Origin of the sequence: Hymenobacter persicinus (genome assembly GCF_004167665.1) — a bacterium.
GTDB classification, from domain to species: Bacteria; Bacteroidota; Bacteroidia; order Cytophagales; family Hymenobacteraceae; genus Hymenobacter; species Hymenobacter persicinus.
The window spans coordinates 41,137-59,845 of the sequence record NZ_SEWE01000015.1; the positions used below are offsets into that span (position 1 = coordinate 41,137).

General features: G+C 62.6%; 15 protein-coding genes. 9 read left to right on the forward strand and 6 right to left on the reverse strand.

Features of this window, described 5'->3' with window-relative positions; all coding sequences use genetic code 11:
* The first annotated feature begins 20 nt into the window (after window positions 1–20).
* The 3 genes from EWM57_RS09170 (at window position 21) to EWM57_RS09180 (ending at window position 3,986) form a co-directional block, all read left to right on the forward strand.
* Window positions 21–1,442, forward strand: coding sequence for a CehA/McbA family metallohydrolase (locus tag EWM57_RS09170; RefSeq protein WP_129920844.1), 1,422 nt, complete (start codon window positions 21–23; stop codon window positions 1,440–1,442).
* A gap of 183 nt (window positions 1,443–1,625) precedes the next feature.
* Window positions 1,626–2,963 (forward strand): Gfo/Idh/MocA family protein, encoded by a 1,338-nt coding sequence (locus tag EWM57_RS09175; RefSeq protein ID WP_129920845.1) that lies wholly within the window; start codon window positions 1,626–1,628, stop codon window positions 2,961–2,963.
* Window positions 2,964–2,984: 21 nt separating this feature from the next.
* Window positions 2,985–3,986 (forward strand): glycoside hydrolase family 43 protein, encoded by a 1,002-nt coding sequence (locus tag EWM57_RS09180; protein WP_129920846.1) that lies wholly within the window; start codon window positions 2,985–2,987, stop codon window positions 3,984–3,986.
* Between the two features lie 37 nt (window positions 3,987–4,023).
* Here the strand turns inward: EWM57_RS09180 and EWM57_RS09185 are convergent, their stop codons facing one another.
* On the reverse strand, window positions 4,024–5,835 hold the full coding sequence (locus tag EWM57_RS09185) for a M61 family metallopeptidase (RefSeq protein ID WP_129920847.1): 1,812 nt from the start codon (window positions 5,833–5,835) through the stop codon (window positions 4,024–4,026).
* A 472-nt stretch (window positions 5,836–6,307) separates the two neighbouring features.
* Here EWM57_RS09185 and EWM57_RS09190 point away from each other — a divergent pair, with 472 nt between their 5' ends.
* Both EWM57_RS09190 and EWM57_RS09195 read left to right on the forward strand, forming a co-directional pair.
* A complete protein-coding gene (locus EWM57_RS09190; protein ID WP_129920848.1) occupies window positions 6,308–8,479 on the forward strand; it encodes a T9SS type A sorting domain-containing protein in 2,172 nt (723 codons plus the stop codon).
* 134 nt (window positions 8,480–8,613) lie between these two features.
* Complete coding sequence (locus EWM57_RS09195; protein ID WP_129920849.1) at window positions 8,614–9,291, forward strand: SOS response-associated peptidase; 678 nt, start codon at window positions 8,614–8,616, stop codon at window positions 9,289–9,291.
* A gap of 84 nt (window positions 9,292–9,375) precedes the next feature.
* Here EWM57_RS09195 and EWM57_RS09200 read toward each other — a convergent pair whose 3' ends face one another.
* From EWM57_RS09200 to EWM57_RS09210, 3 genes are all read right to left on the reverse strand, one after another.
* A complete protein-coding gene (locus EWM57_RS09200) occupies window positions 9,376–9,732 on the reverse strand; it encodes a hypothetical protein (RefSeq protein ID WP_129920850.1) in 357 nt (118 codons plus the stop codon).
* Window positions 9,733–10,007: 275 nt separating this feature from the next.
* Window positions 10,008–11,168: a S1 family peptidase gene (locus EWM57_RS09205; RefSeq protein WP_129920851.1), complete on the reverse strand. Its 1,161-nt coding sequence runs from the start codon at window positions 11,166–11,168 to the stop codon at window positions 10,008–10,010.
* Window positions 11,169–11,192: 24 nt separating this feature from the next.
* A complete protein-coding gene (locus EWM57_RS09210) occupies window positions 11,193–11,780 on the reverse strand; it encodes an RNA polymerase sigma factor (RefSeq protein ID WP_129920852.1) in 588 nt (195 codons plus the stop codon).
* A 135-nt stretch (window positions 11,781–11,915) separates the two neighbouring features.
* Here EWM57_RS09210 and EWM57_RS09215 point away from each other — a divergent pair, with 135 nt between their 5' ends.
* The 3 genes from EWM57_RS09215 (at window position 11,916) to EWM57_RS09220 (ending at window position 13,378) form a co-directional block, all read left to right on the forward strand.
* The gene (locus tag EWM57_RS09215) at window positions 11,916–12,161 is read left to right on the forward strand and encodes a hypothetical protein (protein WP_129920853.1); all 246 of its coding nucleotides are present in this window, start codon (window positions 11,916–11,918) and stop codon (window positions 12,159–12,161) included.
* A 217-nt stretch (window positions 12,162–12,378) separates the two neighbouring features.
* Window positions 12,379–12,546, forward strand: coding sequence for a hypothetical protein (locus EWM57_RS21125; protein ID WP_165370463.1), 168 nt, complete (start codon window positions 12,379–12,381; stop codon window positions 12,544–12,546).
* 214 nt (window positions 12,547–12,760) lie between these two features.
* The gene (locus EWM57_RS09220; protein ID WP_129920854.1) at window positions 12,761–13,378 is read left to right on the forward strand and encodes a porin family protein; all 618 of its coding nucleotides are present in this window, start codon (window positions 12,761–12,763) and stop codon (window positions 13,376–13,378) included.
* A 7-nt stretch (window positions 13,379–13,385) separates the two neighbouring features.
* Here the strand turns inward: EWM57_RS09220 and EWM57_RS09225 are convergent, their stop codons facing one another.
* Window positions 13,386–14,432 (reverse strand): 5-methylcytosine restriction system specificity protein McrC, encoded by a 1,047-nt coding sequence (locus tag EWM57_RS09225; protein WP_129920855.1) that lies wholly within the window; start codon window positions 14,430–14,432, stop codon window positions 13,386–13,388.
* Window positions 14,433–14,442: 10 nt separating this feature from the next.
* On the reverse strand, window positions 14,443–15,738 hold the full coding sequence (locus EWM57_RS21130) for an AAA family ATPase (RefSeq protein ID WP_165370464.1): 1,296 nt from the start codon (window positions 15,736–15,738) through the stop codon (window positions 14,443–14,445).
* Between the two features lie 422 nt (window positions 15,739–16,160).
* On the opposite strand from EWM57_RS21130, the gene EWM57_RS09235 reads away from it, so the two are divergent.
* Complete coding sequence (locus EWM57_RS09235) at window positions 16,161–18,647, forward strand: M1 family metallopeptidase (protein ID WP_129920856.1); 2,487 nt, start codon at window positions 16,161–16,163, stop codon at window positions 18,645–18,647.
* Window positions 18,648–18,709 lie beyond the last annotated feature (62 nt).

Genomic DNA, 18,709 nt, shown 5'->3' on the forward strand with positions numbered 1-18,709 from the left:
TTTTCTCACCTATTGCCCTAATGAAAAAAACCTTAACTCTTCTCCTGGCAGTTTTCTGCTGGGCTACCTCGGCCCGTGCGCAGGCGCAGACCTACCAGTTTTACTACGGCAACCTGCACGCCCACTCGGCTTATTCCGACGGCAACCAGGACGAAGCCACTTCCCACGCCGCCACGCCCGCCCAGGACTACAGCTTTGCTAAGGCCTCGCTGCACCTGGACTTTCTCGGAATTTCGGAGCATAACCACGCCCAGGCTGGCATGAGCCTGCCGAACTACGCCAAGGGCCTGCGGCAGGCCGATAGCCTCACCACGGCCAGCTTCGTGGCCCTGTACGGTATGGAGTGGGGCGTTATTTCGGGTGGCGGCCACATTCTGGTGTATGGCGTAGATCAGCTGCTGGGCTGGGAAGCCGGCAACTTCAACGTGTTCGTAGCCAAAAACGACTATCAGAGCCTGTTTAAGCAAATCAACCGCCGGCCCGGGGCTTTTGCCCTGTTTGCTCACCCGCAGAGCGGCGACTACGGCAACCTGGCCGGCACGGCCGCCTTCAGCCCGCGCGCCGACAGCTCCGTGGTAGGCACGCCGTTGCGCTCCGGCCCGGCCACGTCCACCAACGTCACCTACTCTAACGCCTCGACGGGCTCCTACGAAAGCACTTATCAGCGCATGCTGGCCAAGGGCTACCACGTCGGCATCAGCCTCGACCACGACAACCACAACACTACCTTCGGCCGCACCACGCCCGGCCGCCTGGTAATTCTGTCGCCGACGCTGACCAAAGCCAACCTGATGCAGGCCCTGCGCAACCGCCGCTTCTTCGCCTCCGATGACTGGAATGCCCAAGTGAATTTCACTCTGAACGGCCAGCCGATGGGTACCATCATGGAAGGTACCGGCAACGCTTCGTTGAGCGTGAATGTGGCCGACGGCGACAATGAGTCCGTGCGCTCCATCACCCTGATGCGGGGCGTACCCGCCAACGGCGTCAATGCCGTGTCGGTAGCTACCACGCCCGCCGGCACCGCCGCCCTCACCTACACCGACACCAACGTACCGAATTCGGCCTATTACTACTACGCCATCATCATCCAGAACGACGGCGACCGTATCGTAACGTCGCCCATCTGGTACAGCCGCGGCGGCGTGACGGCTGCGGCTCCCGCCCAGGAACTGGCCGCCCTCGACGTGTTTCCCAACCCGGTGCAGGGTGGCAGCACCACGCTGTCGTACTCGCTGCCCAAGGCTTCGCGCGTGACGCTGGAAGTGCTCGATAACCTGGGCCGCCCGGTGAGCGTGCTGGCGCAGGATGAGCAGCAGAGCGCCGGCCCGCACTCCTACGCGCTGTCGGTGAGCCAGCTGAACCTGGCCTCGGGCCTCTACACCGTGCGCCTGGTGCAGGCCACAGGCACTACGTACCGCAAGCTGGTGGTCGCCCAATAGACAGTTATTAGCCTTGTGAAAAGCCCCGGTCACGTCAGCGGCCGGGGCTTTTTGTTGGGTGCGGCCACGGGAAATACGACGCAAAGGCAACTTGCGGGCAAGCCCGCTACGTAAGGATCAACCAGCGTTGCCGGTCGAAAACGTCGGCTGCTTTGTCCGTTTCTCACCTCCTGACCAGCTATTATGCATTCCGATCCAGCTATTACTCCATCCGCCGTGGCTTCGCACGACGGGTCACGCCGCCAGTTTATCAACCAGGCCGGCCGGGGCCTGCTGGCCGTGAGCGTGGCCGGGAGTCTGGTAGTGGCCACCACCACGGCGGCGGAAGCCCAGGCGGCCAAAACCGCTAAGGCGTCCCTGCAAACCGGCCCAACAGACGTGCAACTGCCGCCGCTGGGGGCCGCCACCGACCCGCAGCCGGGCGCCCTGCCCAACCCGCTGCCGCCCGACCAGCGCGTGGGTTTCGCCCTTGTGGGCCTGGGACACCTGACGCTGGAAGAAATTCTGCCTGGCTTCGCTCACTGTAAGAAATCCAAGCCGGTGGCGCTGGTCAGCGGCGACCCGGATAAGATGAGCAAGGTGGCCCGGCAGTACGGCATCAAGCCCGAAAACTGCTACTCCTATGAAACCTACGATAAGCTCAAGGACAACCCCGAGGTTGAAGTCATTTACATCGTGCTGCCCAACTCCATGCACGCCGAATACACCGTGCGGGGCGCCAAGGCCGGCAAGCACATTCTCTGCGAAAAGCCCATGGCCAACTCGGCCAAAGAGTGCCGGCAGATGATTGAGGCCTGCGAAAAAGCCGGTAAAAAGCTCATGATTGCCTACCGAATTCAGTACGAGCCCCTCAACCGTCAAGTGTTCGAGCTGGTCCGCAACAAAACCTACGGCAAAGTGAAATGGATTGAGGCCGTAAACACGCAGAACCAGGTCCACGACGACCAGTGGCGCCACAAAAAGACCCTGGCCGGGGGCGGTGCCCTGCCCGACATCGGCCTGTACTGCCTCAATACCACCCGCTACCTGCTTGGTGAGGAGCCCACCGAGGTGTCGGCCAGCATCTACAGCACGCCCGGCGACGCGCGCTTCGCGGAAGTTGAGGAAAACGTGAGCTTCACGCTGCGCTTTCCCAGCGGCATTATTGCCAACTGCGCCACCGGCTACGGCACCTACAACGCCAAGCGCTACCGCGTGTATGCCGAGGCCGGCTGGATCGATATGGACCCCGGCTTTGCCTACCACGGCCTGAAAATGACCCGGGCCCACGCCCCTAACGGCCACGAGGTGAAAGAGCAGCCCACCGTGCCCGACAAAAGCCAGTTTGCCCTCGAAATGGACCACATGGCCGAGTGCGTGCGCGAAAACAAAACGCCTTACACTCCCGGCGAAGAGGGCTTGCAGGACCAGCTGATTATGGAGGCCATCTACAAGTCGGCGCGGGACAACCGGCCGGTGAAGCTGCCCGCCGTGAGCAAACTCGACGCCTTCCGGGGCACGCCGCCCAAGTCGGAAAGCTAAGCTCGCGGTATAAGGCTCTTTATGGCAATTCCCCGGCCCGCTCGCACCTACACCAACCCCATCTGGGACGACGACTTTCCCGACCCGACCATTATTCGGGCCGCGGACGGCTATTACTACGCCTACGGTACCCAAACTAAGCGGCAGGGCCGGATCATCAACCTACAGGTGGCCCGCTCCCCCGATTTGGTTACGTGGGAATTGTTGGGAGAAGGAATGCCCGACAAGCCCCGGTGGGCGGCGCACACCCAGAAGTTCTGGGCACCGCACGTCAGTGAGCACGCCGGGCGCTACTACCTCTACTACTCGGCCCTGCCCGACACCTGCACCGGCTTCTGCCTGGGCGCCGCCTCGGCTGATTCCCCGGCCGGGCCGTTCGTGGATTGCGGCACCCCGTTGCAGTGCGGCCCCGGCTTCGTCGACCTCGACCCGATGAGCTTCGATGACCCCGCCGCCGGCCGCCGCTGGCTGTACTGGGGCTCGGGCTTCGGACCCATTAAGATGCAGGAACTGGCACCCGACCGGCTGAGCTTTTTGCCCGGCAGTGAGGTCATTGAGTTGATTCTTCCGGCCAGTAACGCCGCTGCTGGTAGCTACGAACAGCTGGTGGAGGGCGCCTGGGTGGTGTTGCGCGAGGGGTGGTACTACCTGTTTTATTCGGGCAACAACTGTTGCGGCCCCCAAGCCCACTACGCTGTGTTAGTGGCCCGGTCGCGCCAGGCCACGGGGCCGTTTGAAACCCTGACTGCTGCCACCGGCAACCCCGAAGCCACCCTGCTCGCCGCCAACGACCATTGGCACGCCCCGGGCCACAACTGCGTTATCACCGATGCCGCCGGCCACGACTGGCTCGCCTACCACGCCATTGACCCCCGCCAGCCTACCTTCGACGCCATTGACGACGAGCAGGGGTTTTCGCGCCGGGTACTGCTGCTCGACCGGCTGGAGTACGCCGACGGTTGGCCCCGCCTGCTGACGGGCGGCACGCCGTCGTGGAAAGCGCAAAAAGCCCCGCTCACGTGAGTAAGCGGGGCTGGTAGAACCGTAAAGCGGGAGTGGATTACAGATTTTTCAGCCAGGCCGTGCGCAGCGCCAGCTGGGCGGGCGTAGCGTCGGGCAGCAGGGAAAAATCGTAGCGCTTCACCTCTTCCTGGTCCAGCAAACGGCCGCGCACCGTTTTATCCGCGCCGTTGTGGCGGACGGTCAGCTCGTAGGCGTCGCCGGCCTTAGCGGTTTTTACCTGCCCCAAAACCTGCCGCAGATTGGCCGGCGTGATGGCCGTGCCCTGGTAGCTGATGAGCTGGTCGCCGGACGCTACGCCGAGCGTTTGCAGAGTTGCTGGCACGGCATCGAAGGCGACTTCCTTGCCCGCCTGCACCTGGAATGACGTCGGCGTGGCGCCCAGCGCGCCGATGCGCCGGCCGGTATGCAGTACCGGGGCGTAGCGGACCCCAACCTTGGCATAGTACTCGGTCAGGGGCAGGGGCTGAGCCTGCTGCACGTAGCGGGTGAAAAAGTCCCCGATTTCGGGGTACGTCAGGCGGACGAAGTCGGTGAAAAACGTCTTTTCGCTGAAGGGCTTGCTTGGTCCATACTGCTTGGTCAGCTCTAAAATCACCTCACGCAGCCCCCGTTTGCCGCCCGAAAGCTCCAGCAGCCGCAGGTCCAGCAAGGCGGCCGTCACGGCTCCCCGCTGGTAGATGTTGCCGTACTGGCGCTGGCCTTCGTCGCTGAAGGAGGTAAGGCCCAGCTTGCTCAGCGAGTAGGTGGTATCAGCCTGCTGGTGGTCGTAGGCCACTTTGTCGTGCAGGTTTTGCAGATATACGTCCAGGGGCTTGAGACCGGCGCGGACCTGCATCATGTCGGCGGCCCACTCGGTAGTGCCTTCGTAGAGCCAGAGGTGTTCCGACCCGGTGGGCTGCACGAAGTTGAAGCGCTCAATAATTTCGGAGTGCAGGTTCAGCGGGGTCACGACGTGGAAAAACTCGTGGGCGGCGGTGCTGGTCACGGCCGCCGCCAGCTCCGGGGTGAAAGGCGCCTCGCGCAGCACGTACTCCGAGCTGTAGGAGTGCTCCCAGGCCCCGTTGCTCCGGTCGTCGAAGTGATAGAGGAAGGTATAGCGCTTCACGGGCAGCTGCACCAAAAACGCCTGGGCGGCCTGTAGCATCTGCTGCATGCTCTGGAGCAGGGGCTCGGCCTTCACCTGGTCGGTATGAGAATAGCAGTACAATCCTACTTCGGTGCTGCCCAGCATGGTTTTCGCCTCGGTCAGTCGGCCTAGCAAAAACGGCGAATCCACGGCCTGATCATAGTTTTTGGCCTCGTAAAAGCCCTTGCTGTCGGCCGTGAGCGGAGTGCCGATTTTCCAGTCGGCGGGGTAGTTGAGCTTAATGCGCAGGGGTTTGTCCTGCCAGCTCTGGGGGTAGCCAAACAGCGTCTGCCCGTTGAGCAGGGCATGGTCAGTTTCGAGCGAGGAACCGCACATGCGGTAAATCGGGTGTTCCGTCACCGGCGTATCCCAGGTTTCGGCAATGGTATAGCGGATTTCGCGCGTCTTTTCGGGGTCGGCCAGCTGCCACTGGTTGGGGCCCAGCTGCCGGGCGCCGAGCGGGGCACCTTTGCGGTCGAAGGCCTCGAATTTGCTCACGTACCGGCCCATATCCATGATCTGGTAGGTGCCGGGCGCGGTGGCGGCAAACTGATAAACGCCCTGGGCCTTGCTCAGCTTGGGCAGCTCCAGCCGCACCTGGAAGTGGTTGGCGTCGGTGGCGGGGTCCAGCGTGACAGTGTAAGTCAGGGCTTTTTGGGCCTGGGCGAGGCCGGGGGCCGCCAGGGCGCCGGCCAGCAGGAGCCGGGAAAGGAATGGGTGCATAATGGGGTCGGGAGGATTATTGCTAACGGATGGAAAAAAGTGCCGGACGTTGCCTGCCCGCTTGCTCATTAAGCCAAACTAAGCCCCGCTGGAACACGCTAAGCCACTGGATGCTGCTTGGTAGAATCCCCGAAAGGTAGTCGAGCCAAGCAAGGTGAGCCGTGGGAGATAATAGAACTAATCAGGCAGGGAAAATGCGTTAAGGCTTGCGCGGGTAAGAAAGCTGGCAACCGCGGCAATAAAAACATTCTGATTTTACGGTATTGTTATGATCTGTGTGAAATTTTCAAAAAATATGGATTAATAATATGATTATGGCTCTAAATAACGGTGAAAGGGCAAGAATTTTTGCTTGAATTTTAACTATAGTAAGATATCCATAGGATAGGATATTGCCTTCATGAGTTGCACTCAGTTCATTGCTGCTGCATAGTGCAATCAACTTTTTTGGCGTACTTCTAACTGGCTGGATATGAAAAAAACTTGTACTATTTCGTTTAGTGGAGTTCTGGCGCGCCTGTGGCGCACTTCACTCCTGACCTTGGGCAGCGCCGTGCTGCTCGCTCCGGCAGTGCTGGGGCAGGCCTTTCCCCGCAACGAGACTTTCAAGGGAAACACTGCCTCGAACTTCTCCTTCGGCGGCACCGCCCGGCTCACCGGCACCGGGGGCGCCAACGACGCCGTGGGCGCGGGCTACTTACGCCTTACCGACGCGGCCAACAACCAGGCGGGCTACGTCATCGACAACGTGGGCTTTCCGTCCTCGGCAGGCTTCACCATCTCGTTTGAGTTCTTTTCCTACGGCGGCACGGCCATCGGGGCCGACGGCTTCAGCGTGTTTCTGGTGGATGCCGTGCAACCCAGCGGGGGCTTTGCCATCGGGGCCTCGGGCGGGTCGTTGGGCTACGCCCAGAAAACCATTGCGCCCCTGTCCGACGGCGTGACCAACGGCTACATCGGCATTGGCATCGACGAATTTGGCAACTACTCCAACGGCTCGGAAGGCCGCTCCGGGGGCAGCGCGGTCCTCGATGCCAACGGCCGGGTGGCCAACGGCATTGCCATCCGCGGGGCCGGCAACGGCTCGGCTGCCACCGATTACCCCTACCTGACCGGCACCCAGCCCGGCGGCCTGGGCTTCGCCCTCGACGTGGACGCGGTGCGCGCCCAGGCCGGCGACGCCGACTACCGCCGCGCCTTTATCGACGTGGTGCCCACGACGGTAGGGGCGGTAACCACCTACCGGATTTCGGTGCGCATTCAGCACGGCAACGCCGTGCGTACGGCCATCGACAACTTCGTGGTGCCCACTCCGCCCCAGAATCTGCGCCTGGGCTTCTCGGGCTCGACGGGCGGCAGCACCAACATCCACGAAATCCGCAACCTGAACATTGTGCAGGTTCCCTTCGCCAATACTGACGTAGCCAGCACCGCCTACAACCAGCCCGTGACGGTGAACGTGCTGGCCAACGACGTGGCCCCCGGCAGCAGCATCAACCCGGCCTCCGTCGACCTGGACCCGAATACGGCTGGCCAGCAAACCTCCTACACCCTGCCCGGCCAGGGCACGGTGGCCGTCGACAACCAGGGCGTCGTCACGTTTACGCCCAGCGGCACGTTTGCCGGCACGGTGGCTATTCCTTACACCATGCAGTCGATTCTGGGGCCCGACTACACCTCGAGCCCGGCCAACATCCGCATCACCGTGAACGGGGCTGACGTGGCCACGACGCTCAACGGCCCGGCCACCACCAACGCCGGCGCCATCATCACATACTCCATGACGACCGTAAACCAGGGCACGGTGCCGGCCTTGACGGTGGTACCCAAGGTGCAGCTGCCCGCTAATCTGCCCCTGAACACCGTCACGCCGACGGCGGGCGGGGTCTACGATCCGACCAGCGGCTGGGTAACGTTTTTGCCCGTCAACACGCTGCTGAGCGGGGCCCCGGCCGTGGCCAACGGCGTCACGTTCAAAGTACCCATCGGGGCGCCGGCTTCGATGAACAGCGTGGCCACTTCCACTTCTCTGGTACCCGACCCGCAGATGAGCAACAACACGGCCCTGCTGACCACGGCCGTGGGTACGCCGCTGCCGGTGGAACTGACCAAGTTCACCGCCACCGCCGTCCGCAACGAGGCCCAGCTGAACTGGACCACGGCTTCGGAGAAAAACAACGACCGATTTGAGGTGGAGCGCTCCACGGATGCCGTGCGGTTTGAAACCATCGGTACCGTGCGCGGCAAGGGCACCAGCACTACCGCCAGCCAGTACGGGCTGCGCGACGCCCAGGCCGGCCGCCTGGCCCGCAAGGTTGTGTACTACCGCCTGCGCCAGCTCGACCTGGACGGCAAGGTTTCCTATAGCCCCACCCGCGCCGTGCAGTTTGCCGCCCGCCTCGATATTTCGGTGTACCCGAACCCGGGGGCGTTGCAAGATCAGGCCACGCTGGATCTGACGGCCCTGCCCGCCGGCCCGTACGAGGTGCAACTGCTGGATGTGCATGGCCGCCAGGTGCAGCGCTGCTCCCTGGCCGGGGCCGCGGAGCATCCGCTGCGCGTGCAGACCTTGCCGGCCGGACTGTATCTGGTGAAGGTGCAGGGGGCGGCCGGCACGGTCACGCTGCCCTTCGTGCGTAACTAGGGCTGTCCGCAGTAGTGTATGCTGAGTTGTAAAAAGGCCGGTGGAGCAATCCAGCGGCCTTTTTGCGGGTAGAAGTCCAACGCTGGGCAAGGTTCGGGCGTAGAGTAAAACCATTCCACCCTTCCCTCTCAGCCATGTGCGGCCGCTATACTTTCACCACGCCCAAGCCGGTTATTGAGAAGCGCTTCGACGTTTCGTTTGGCCCGGATATGCCCCCGAACTACAATGCGGCCCCGTCCCAGCAGCTGCCGATTATCACCAACTCGGCGCCCGGGCGGGTGCAGCTAATGCAGTGGGGACTGCTGCCGGGCTGGGTCAAGGACGTGAAAGCTGCGCCCAAGCCCATCAACGCCCGGGCCGAGACGCTGAGTGAAAAGCCCTCGGTCCGGCAACTGCTGCAGCGCCGCCGCTGCCTGGTGCTGGCCGACAGCTTCTACGAGTGGCAGCAGACGGCCGCCGGCACGAAAGGACCCAAAACGCCCCACCGCATTCTGTTGCGCAACGAGCAGCCCTTTGCCTTCGCCGGCCTCTGGGATGAGTGGGCCGACCGCAGCACCGGCGAAGTGCTGCCCACTTTCACCATCATCACCACCGAGCCCAACGCGCTGATGGCCCGGCTGCACAACCGCATGCCCGTGATTCTGCCCGACCGCGCCGCCGAACTGGCCTGGCTCGATGACGCAGAGTCGGTGGCCGCGCACCAGGCCCTGCTCCAGCCCTATGCCGCCGACCTGATGCAGGAATATATTGTCAGCACCCAGGTTAACTCGCCGGCCAACAACGACCCCTCCGTACTGGCCCCGGCCGCTTAGGCCCGGCTGTGCCAATGAGGCTAAAAACGAAAAACCCCGCCCGGCCGAAGCTGAGCGGGGTTTTATCTTGATAGTGCAGTCTGACTAGTGGCCCTGGTGCTCCTGGGCGCCTTTGTTGGCTTTCTTGTCGTCGTCTGCTTTGCGGGCTTTGGACTCTTTCACCGGCTCAGCCGAGGTCTTGCCGTCTTCCTCTTCCTGGTCGGGCTGGGCGGCGCGGTTAACGGCCACCACGGCCACCACGGCAATGGCGGCAATTCCGAGGATGAGTTGGGTTGGGGTCAGCCGCTGGGCTGCCTTTTTGAGCAGGGTGCCGCCGTTTTTCAGCAGGTCATCCATATGGTCGTGGTTGCCCTGCACGAGCACGTGGTAAGCGCTTTCGAAAGTGCGGGCCAGGTCCTCGGGCAGAATTTTCTCTAGTTGTTGTTCGAGCTGCTGTTCCATAGCGGAGCTTTGGTGTAGTGTGGAAAAAGTCGGTTCAGATAGCGTGGCGAAACCACCGTGAGGCCTCTACGCAAAAAGGTGGCGGCGGGCTGCCCCACCGGCCGCTTTTTTCACGGCTCCCCGTTGCTTTTCAGCCTAAAGCCGAGCTCTGCCCCACTAGCGGGCTACTGAGCCTGCACAGCGTTGTCGGCTGCGGCTATCAGTCCTCGGCCGGCTGGGACAAAAGAAAAGCCCCACCGCGGGGTGGGGCTTTTTAGAAAAGAGCGTCGGTAAGGCTATTCGTACACCTTTACCACGAACACGTAATCCTGGAGCTTGCGAATCTGCTTGGGGCGCGAGGTGCCGGTGAGCAGGTTGGTGCGCGGCACGTTGTAAGCCTGGCTCGGGCCGGCCGCCGACAGCGAATCCACCAGCCGCATCAGGTACGACGACTTGGTGGCAAAGGCCGCACTCTGCATATCCATTTGCCGGCCGCTGATAATGCCGATCAGGTTGCCCCGCTCGTCGAGTAGCGGCCCGCCGCTGTTGCCGGGGTTCACCGGACTCGAAATCTGGTAGAAAGCCGTGTCGCCCTCAAAGCCCGAGCGCGCACTCAAGGACCCGTCGTTGAAGACCAGGTCTTCGCGGGGGTAGCCCAGCGTGTACACCTTCTCGCCCAGGTCGGCCGAGCCGCGCTTAAACGAGTAGGGCAGGCGGCCAAAGCCACTGAACTTGCGGTCCTTGATGCGCAGGATGGCCAGGTCGCGGGCTACGTCAGTAAACACAGTTTCGGCGCGGTAGCGCTGCCGGTCCCGGCTTTCGATGAGCAGCGAGTCGGCACCCTGAATAACGTGGTAGCTCGTTACGAGGTAGCCGTCGGCGGTGAGGGCGAAACCTGTGCCGCTGAACTTGCCGGGGTTCAGGTCCACGGCCGGCTTGGCCCCGTCGACCTGCTTAATGGCTTTGTTCATGGCGCGCTGGTTGCGCTTGATGCGCTCCACTTCGCGGCGCAGTACGGTGTAGCCGTAGAGCGAGGGCCGCTGGGCTGCCCGCCACCACTCCAGTCCCAGCAAGGTGGTAAATACGGCCATCACGGCGACCGAGGCGGCCACCATCATCGTGGCGCGGTGGGCGCCCCAGAACTCGCGCAGTTTGCGCTCAATCGGCGAAATGTAGACCTGCGGCATGGTCGGCACGCCGGTTTCCAGGGTGTCGCCTTCCAGTTCCACGGCCGCTTCCGCATCCATGGCGGCCTGCACCGCGTGCAGCTTGCGCCGGGTGCTGAGCCGCTGGCCGTAAGCGTGGAGCGTAGTGGTCAGGGCCGTAAAGTCGGCGTACTGCTGCGCAAAATCTGGGTCGGCCGCCAAGCGGCGCTCCAGATCAGCCCGCTCCTGCGCCGGCAGCTCCCCGTTGCGGTGAGCTTCGAATAAGGCGTAATAGTCAGCTTCCGTTTTCATAGTTGTAAAGCGACTAAGTGGGACTTAAAACGACTCTTCTTCCTTGTAATGAGAGAAAAACAGCTTTTTCAGGCGCACCAGGCACTTGTATTTCTGATTCTTGGCGTTGTCGGGGTTGGTGTAGCCAAACTCCGCCGTGAGTTGCTGCATGGACTTGTCCAGCAGGTAAAAACCTTCCAAAAGCGAGCGGCACGGCTCCCCGATGCGGTCCAGCGCCTCGCCCATGAGGGCAAACTGCTGGTCACGCTCCTCGGCCGCCGCCAGATCGGCTTCGGCGCCGGTTTCGAGGAAGGGCTCGTGGTCATCGAGGCGGCCGCCGAAACGGGTTTTCTCGGTGAGTCGCTTCAGCCACAACCGGCGGCACACGGCGTAGAGGTAAGTTTTGATCTGGCAGCTAAGCTCCAGGGAGCCGTCGCGCACTTTCTCGTAAAACACCATCACGCCCTCCTGATACACATCCTTGGCTTCGTCGTCGGTGCCGCTGTTTTGCAGCACGTAGTGCGAAATCATGGGGTAATGCAGGCGGTAAAGCTGTGCCAGCGCCCGGTCGTCGCCGCGGCGGATAGCCGCCACAAACTCTTCATCGGTGTAGGAAGGAACGCCCTTGCCCATTCGCTTTGCTCTTTAATACAGAAGTGAGAGTTGGGTAACCCGGAAAAAATATTTTTTCTGCCCGCGGGTTACCTTCTGGAAAAGCCGGTATGAACGGCGTTTTTCAGACAAACTTTTTCAAACGTAACACCAAAAATGAAGAATCTCCTGAAGGTTTCCGCTCTTGCTTTCGTATTCGCTGCTGCTCTGACTTCGTGCGAGTCGAAGACCGCTACCACGGAAACCACCGTTACTGAGCCTACCACCGTTGAGACCACCGTTCCTGCTACGACGGACTCGACCGCTACCACCACGACGGTAGCTACGGATTCGGCTGCTCCAGCTGCTGCTCCCGCTGCAGAAGGTGCCACGACCACCACGACGACCACCGAAACCAAGTAATTATTGGCCAGCGCCTGCTGGCACGTAATGCTGTAACGGCCCGGCTTCCTGTTAGGATGCCGGGCCGTTATCTTTTCCGGGCGGCCAGGGAAAAGGTAAAAGTTTTATTAAAAATATAATTTCAAAAGTGCAATATTTGCCGGGCTTTTCCCCATTGAAGCCAAGCTGTCCTATACCGCTACTTTCCCAATTCGTCCCACCAGTGTACTTACCTTCCTTGCCTTCCACGGATGCCGATGCTTTGGCGGCCGGGGCGCCTTCGTCGTTGCCCACGCCTGAGCCACCCGCTACGCCCGACTGCCCGGCCGTTTACGCCGTGGGCGAGTACCGGGTCGGGGATGCGGAGGACGAACTGCTCAACGGCCACCCGGATATCCGCTACTAGCGGCGGCCAACGCCTCTCCTGTCGCATCAGCCCGGCCGGCCTCAGCCGCAACGGGGGAAGAAATAAACTGACCCCGCCACGCGTTAGGCCCTGGCCGGGCAAGCTCCACCGCACCCGTTGGGAATGGATTGTCGTATCAGGAGGGAGCCGGTGGGAGAAAGAGTCACCGCCGGGGGGCTAGACTCCGCGTCATTTTACTTTTTGCTTTCAGGTCATGAAACGTCTTGCGCTACTTCTGCTCGGGCTGGGTTTCACGCAGCTTGCCCACGCCCAACTCGGGGTCAAAGCCGGCATCAACGCGGCCGTGCTGGACGGCAAAATCAACCAGCGTACCGACTACAAGGTCTACTACCACGCGGGTTTGTTCTACGAAATTCCGGTTGTCGGACCGGTTTCGGTGCAGCCGGAGCTGCTGTATTCCCTGCAGGGTACCGAAACCAAGTCGGACTTTGAAAACTACGATACCAAGCTTCACTACCTAACCTTGCCGCTGCTGGCCAAGGTGCACGTTGGGCCGCTGTTTGTGGAAGGCGGGCCGCAGTTTGGCGTGCTGCTGACGGCCCGCGACGCGGGCACGATGCTGGTATCGGCGCCAGGCACCACGGCCCAGTATGGCAGCACCAGCCGGCAGGTGGAGGACAACTATAAAAAAGGAGACTTCAGCCTCTGCGCCGGGGCAGGCGTGAAGCTCGGGGGCTTTCTGGTTGGAGGCCGTTTCAACGCCGGCATCAACGACATCAACGACGTGAAAAATGTGAGCGGCGTGAATGACCCGAAGCTGCACAACCGGGTGTTTCAGGCCTACGTGGCCGTGCAGCTCGGCGGCCGGTAGCAGCGCGTCAGGTTGGGTTCCCCTCAATCAGGGCCAGTAGCGCCGCCGCAATGCCGGGCCAAGGCTGGTTCAGATCCAGGGTCACGACGCGGACGGGGTGAGGGCCGAGCGTGTAGCGCACGTCCACGGCCTGGGCGGCGGCAGGGTACAGCAGGATGCCCTGAAGCTGCTGGCCGGGCTGAGTCGGTTGGTTTTGCAGGTAGGCGTAAAGCTGGTAGAGGTGGGGCGAAATCAGCTTCTGTTGGTCGTAGCGCGGGCGCAGGGCGGCGGCGTAGTACTTCGTGTCGAGGATAATTTTGCGCTCAGCTGATTCGAGCGTCGTGTCCGTAATCATGGCTGGTAGCAATGCCAGGTCGGCTGCGGAATCGGCGGCGGCCTGCCAAGCAATGGTTTCGGACAGCACCCGGTAGCGGCGCTGCTCGTGCCGGTAAAAGTTGCGCACGAAAGCCTCAAACAGCTGAGCCATCAGTCGTTCGTCCCGGCGAAAGTCGCGGAAGCGGGTGTGGCCGCCCGCTTCGGCCGTGGGCAAGGCACTGTGGTAAATCAACTCGCACACGTTCAGCAAAAAAGCCTGGGCACCCGGCAGCCGTAGCCGCCGCATAGCTCGTAGCGCAGTCAAGGAAAGCGGCGTCGGCACCAGCGCGGCGGGAAAGCGGCGGCGCAGGGCGCGCAGTTCCCGCCGCAGTGAGGCCGGCAGGCTCCGGACGGCGCTCAGCTCCGCGACGGTGCCCAGCAGCAGCCGGTTGAAGGGCGTGTCGGGACCCAGCTCATCGTAGCGGCAGACGGCCCGGCCCCGGCGTAGCAGGTCGCGGCTGAGGCTGGGAGCCAGCAGCAGGCGGCCGCGCAGCTCGGGCAGCTCCTGCTGCTGCTCGGTGTAGGCGTTTTCCAGCCCCCGACGCAGCAGCCGATGCGTGCCCGTGACCAACACGTGGGTGAGCAGGTCCAGGGGGCGGTGAAAGCCGGTGGCCTCCGTGGTAAGCAGCGCGTCCTGCTCGGGCAGGCGGTTCCAGGCGTAGCAGAGCAGGTAATACAGATTCTGGATGGGAATCAGCATGATGCAGGCTTTACTGGCGTAGCAACTGGCGGCGCTGGGCGGCGGCCTTGGCCGGCTGGTCGAGCCAATACTCCTCCAGCAGCGGCCCGATTTCCTGCTCCAGAATCAAATTCAGCCATTCTTCGGCTTCAGCCGGTTCGGTGGGCGGCTGGCAGAAGTAGCTGTGGCCAATGCGGAAGTCGGGGCCCAGCTCGGGGTCGTCGGCAATACTCTGGTTCAGCTCCGTGAGCCGGGCCACTAGGCGGCTGATGATGGCCGCGGGTACTCCTTGCTTCACCAGAAACTGCTGCAGGGGCAACCCAAACTCGGGCTCCAGGCGCAAAAAGGCGAAGCGGCGGCGCAGGGCGTAGTCGAGTGGGGTCAGGGACCGGTCGGCGGTGTTCATGGTGCCGATGACGAACAGGTTTTCGGGCACGAAAAAGCGCGGGGCTGCGGCCGGGGAGTAAGGCAGGCGCACGGCGTGGGCGGGGCCGCGCTTATCGGCTTCGAGCAGCAGCAGGAGCTCCCCGAAGATACGGCTCACATTGCCCCGGTTTATTTCGTCGATGAGCAGAAAATACGGCTTGTCGGGCTCGCGCTGGGCTTTCTGGCAGATTTCGAGCAGCACGCCGGCCGTGAGGTGGAAGGTGCCGTGGGCATCGGGGCGGAAGCCCTGCACAAAATCCTCGTAGCTGTAGCTGGGGTGAAACTGCACCAGCTCCACGCGGGCCGCGTCGGTGGCGCCTAGCTCCAGCCAGGCCAGGCGGCGGGCCAGAAACGTTTTGCCGGTGCCGGGCGGCCCCTGCAGAATCAGGTTGCGGCGCCGGTGCAGGGCCGCCAGCGCCTGATCCAGCTCTTTGCCGGAAGCAAACAGCTCTTGCAGCGCCGCGGCGCGGGAGTAGGGTTGGGCAGCCGGGGAGTAAGCTGCCAGCGGCTCTTGAGCCTGGGCCTGAACCACCGATTTTGCGGCCGGCTCGCGGTGGGGAGGACCGGTGTACAACTCCTGCATGGCTTCCTGAGCGGCCACGTCGCCGTCTAGGGTGGGGGAGCTGGCCAGGGTGGGGCGCTTGGTGGCAATGGTGAAGTCGAGCCGCTCGAGCACCTGATTGGTGGGCGCGCCGGCGGGCAGGGGCCAGGCGGCGTCGGGCTGCTGGGTGGCAAAGCGCCAGGCCTGCTGGGCCACGGCCCGCGGCGGGTAGCGCCGGCCCCGGTACACGAGGTCGTAGACGGTGCTGGCGGGCACGGCCAGGGCCGTGCGGTCGAGGTGGCGCAGGGCGCGCAGCACCTGCTCACGGCTGAGTTGGGAAGGGTCGAGGGAGGCCGGCATTCGGTTAAAAGTACGCGCAAAACCCCAGCAGGGTACGCAGAACTCCCGGCAGTACGCAAGGGCAGGTGAAAAAGCCGCCCGGACGACTGGGGCAGGCAGGGTCGGAGGGGAGAAAAGTTGGGTGCCGAAAATTTATTTAAGTCGGTACTTTGTTTTGCATAGTACTATAATATATATTTGTTCAGTTATTCAAGGTTGTCTTAACAACGTCGGAACCGCGGAAAAAGGGCGGTTTCGCCGCCGTAGCCTGCTTTCCCAAAAAATATAAAATTACTTTTAACCCGCTGCCGGGCAGCTTTTCCCTCCGCTCCGCCATCTATGGCAGCAGGCGGGGAGGCCCACCCGGTAGCCTGGCCGGAACCCTCCCTGCCGGCGCCCTACTTCGAACTCCTTACGCTCCTTCTTTCCTTCTTCCCTTCCGTATGAAACGAATTCTTACCGTTGCCGTGTGCGTGCTCAGCACGGCCGCCATGGCCCAGCAGGGGCCCTCGACCCCGGCCAATCCGGCGCTGAAAATCTACCGCGCTTCGGCCACCAAGGTCAACGACCTGGTGCACACCAAGCTCGACGTGCGCTTCGACTACGCCAAGCGCTACCTCTACGGCAAGGAATGGGTGACGCTCAAGCCTCACGGTTACGCCACCGACTCGCTGCGGCTGGATGCCAAGGGTATGGAAATTAAGTCGGTAGCGCTGATGAACGGGGAGCAGATGCAGCCCCTGAAGTACGACTACTCCGATGCCAACAACCTGCGCATCAACCTGGGCAAGTCGATGGCGCCGGGCACGAGCTATATCGTCTACATCGAGTACACGGCCAAGCCCGACGAGCTCAAAGTGCAGGGCAGCGCCGCCATCAGCGACGCCAAGGGCCTGTACTTCATCAACCCCGACAGCGCCGTGAAGGGCAAGCCGGTGCAGATCTGGACCCAGGGCGAAACCGAGGGCTCCTCGGCCTGGTTTCCGACCATTGACCGGCCCAACCAGAAAACGACCTCCGAAATCAGCATGACCGTGCCCAGCAAGTACGTGACGCTGAGCAACGGCCGCCTCGACTCCCAGAAGCCCGCCGGCGCGGGCCTGCGCACCGACACCTGGAAAATGGAGCTGCCCCACGCGCCCTACCTGTTTATGATGGCCGTCGGCGACTTTAAAGTGTATAAGGACACTTGGCGCGGCAAGGAGGTGAGCTACTACCTCGAGCCTAAGTACGCGCCCTACGCCAAGCAGATTTTCGGCAACACGCCCGACATGCTGGAGTTTTTCTCCAACCGCCTCGGCGTGGAGTATCCGTGGAATAAGTACGCCCAGATTGTGGTGCGCGACTACGTGAGCGGGGCCATGGAAAACACCTCGGCCACCCTGCACGGCGACTTCGTGCAGATGACCGATAAGCAGCTTCCCGACCGGGAGTATCAGAATGAGTCCGTTATTGCCCACGAGCTGTTTCACCAGTGGTTCGGCGACTACGTGACGGCCGAAAGCTGGAGCAACCTGACCGTGAACGAGTCGATGGCCGACTTCTCCGAGGGGCTCTACGCCGAGCACAAGTACGGCGCCGACGCGGCCGATTCGCATAAGCACCGCAACCTGCGCAACTACCTGCGCAGCCCCGCCGATGCCCAGAAGTACCTCGTGCGCTTCAACTACGCCGACAAGGAGGACATGTTTGACCTGGTGAGCTACCAGAAGGGCGGCGCCATTCTGGAGATGCTGCGCACCTACCTCGGCGACGACGTGTTCTTCGCCGGCCTGCAGAAATATCTCAAGGATAATGCCCTCGGCAACGGCGAGGCCCACCAGATGCGTCTGGCCATGGAAGCCGTGTCGGGCAAGGACCTGAACTGGTTCTACAACCAGTGGTACTATGGCGCCGGCCATCCGGTGGTCAGTATCGACTATGCCTGGGATGCCGCCAAAAAGGTGCAGTCCGTGACCGTGAAGCAGAACCAGCCCGGCCAGGTGTTTCAGCTGCCTTTCGCCATCGACTACTGGGTGAACGGCAAGGCCCAGCGCCAGCAGGTGATGATGACCGAAGGCACCCAGACCTTCTCGATGCCCCTGGCCGCTAAGCCCGACCTGGTGGACGTGGACGCCCAGAAAACCCTGGTGTGGCAGCAGACCGACAACAAGCCCCTGGCTTCGTTTGCCTACCAGTACGCCCACGCCCCGCTCTACGTAGCCCGGCGTGAGGCCCTGCTGGCCGCCGATGCCAAGCAAACCACCGACCCGGCCGCGCTGAAGCTGCTCGTGTCGGGCCTAAGCGACAAGTTCAACAACCTGCGCATGGTATCGGCCGAGCGACTCAAGCTCGACGACAAAGGCGTGGCCAAAGTGGCGGCCCCGGCCCTGCGCAAACAGGCCGCGGCCGAGAAAGACGTGCACGCGCTGGCCATGGAGCTGACGGCCCTGGCCAAGCTTAAGGATAAGAAGGACGAGAAGCTCTTCACCCAGCAGCTGGCTTCGAATCCGTCGTATGCCGTGCAGGCCGCGGCTCTGCAGGCGCTGGCGGCCGTGAACCCGAAAGCGGCGCTGCCCAAGGCTCAGGCGCTGGAAAGCACCGACCAGCCCAGCCTGAGCCAGGCCGTGGTGGGCGTGTACGCCAAAAGCGGCGGCGCCGCCCAGTGGAACTACGTTCGGGACCGGTTCGACGCGGCCCAGGGCCAGAACAAGTTTGCCTACTTTGAAGGCATGGGCACCATGCTCGGCCGCCTCGACGACCCCAAGGCTTTTGCCGAAGACGTGGAGCGCATCAAGTCCCTGGCCGTTACCTATAAGCGCTACGGAGTCGACCAGCCCGCCATCGGCATGATTCAGGCCGCGGTGGAAAGCCAGAAAGGCAGTGCCAACGCCGCCGCCAACCAGGCCACCGCGGAAAAAGCCGTAGCCGAAATTCAGGCGGCCAAGTAAGGCTGGCGAGTTACGCTGACTTTCAAGCAAAAGGCCCCGTCAACGCAAGTTGACGGGGCCTT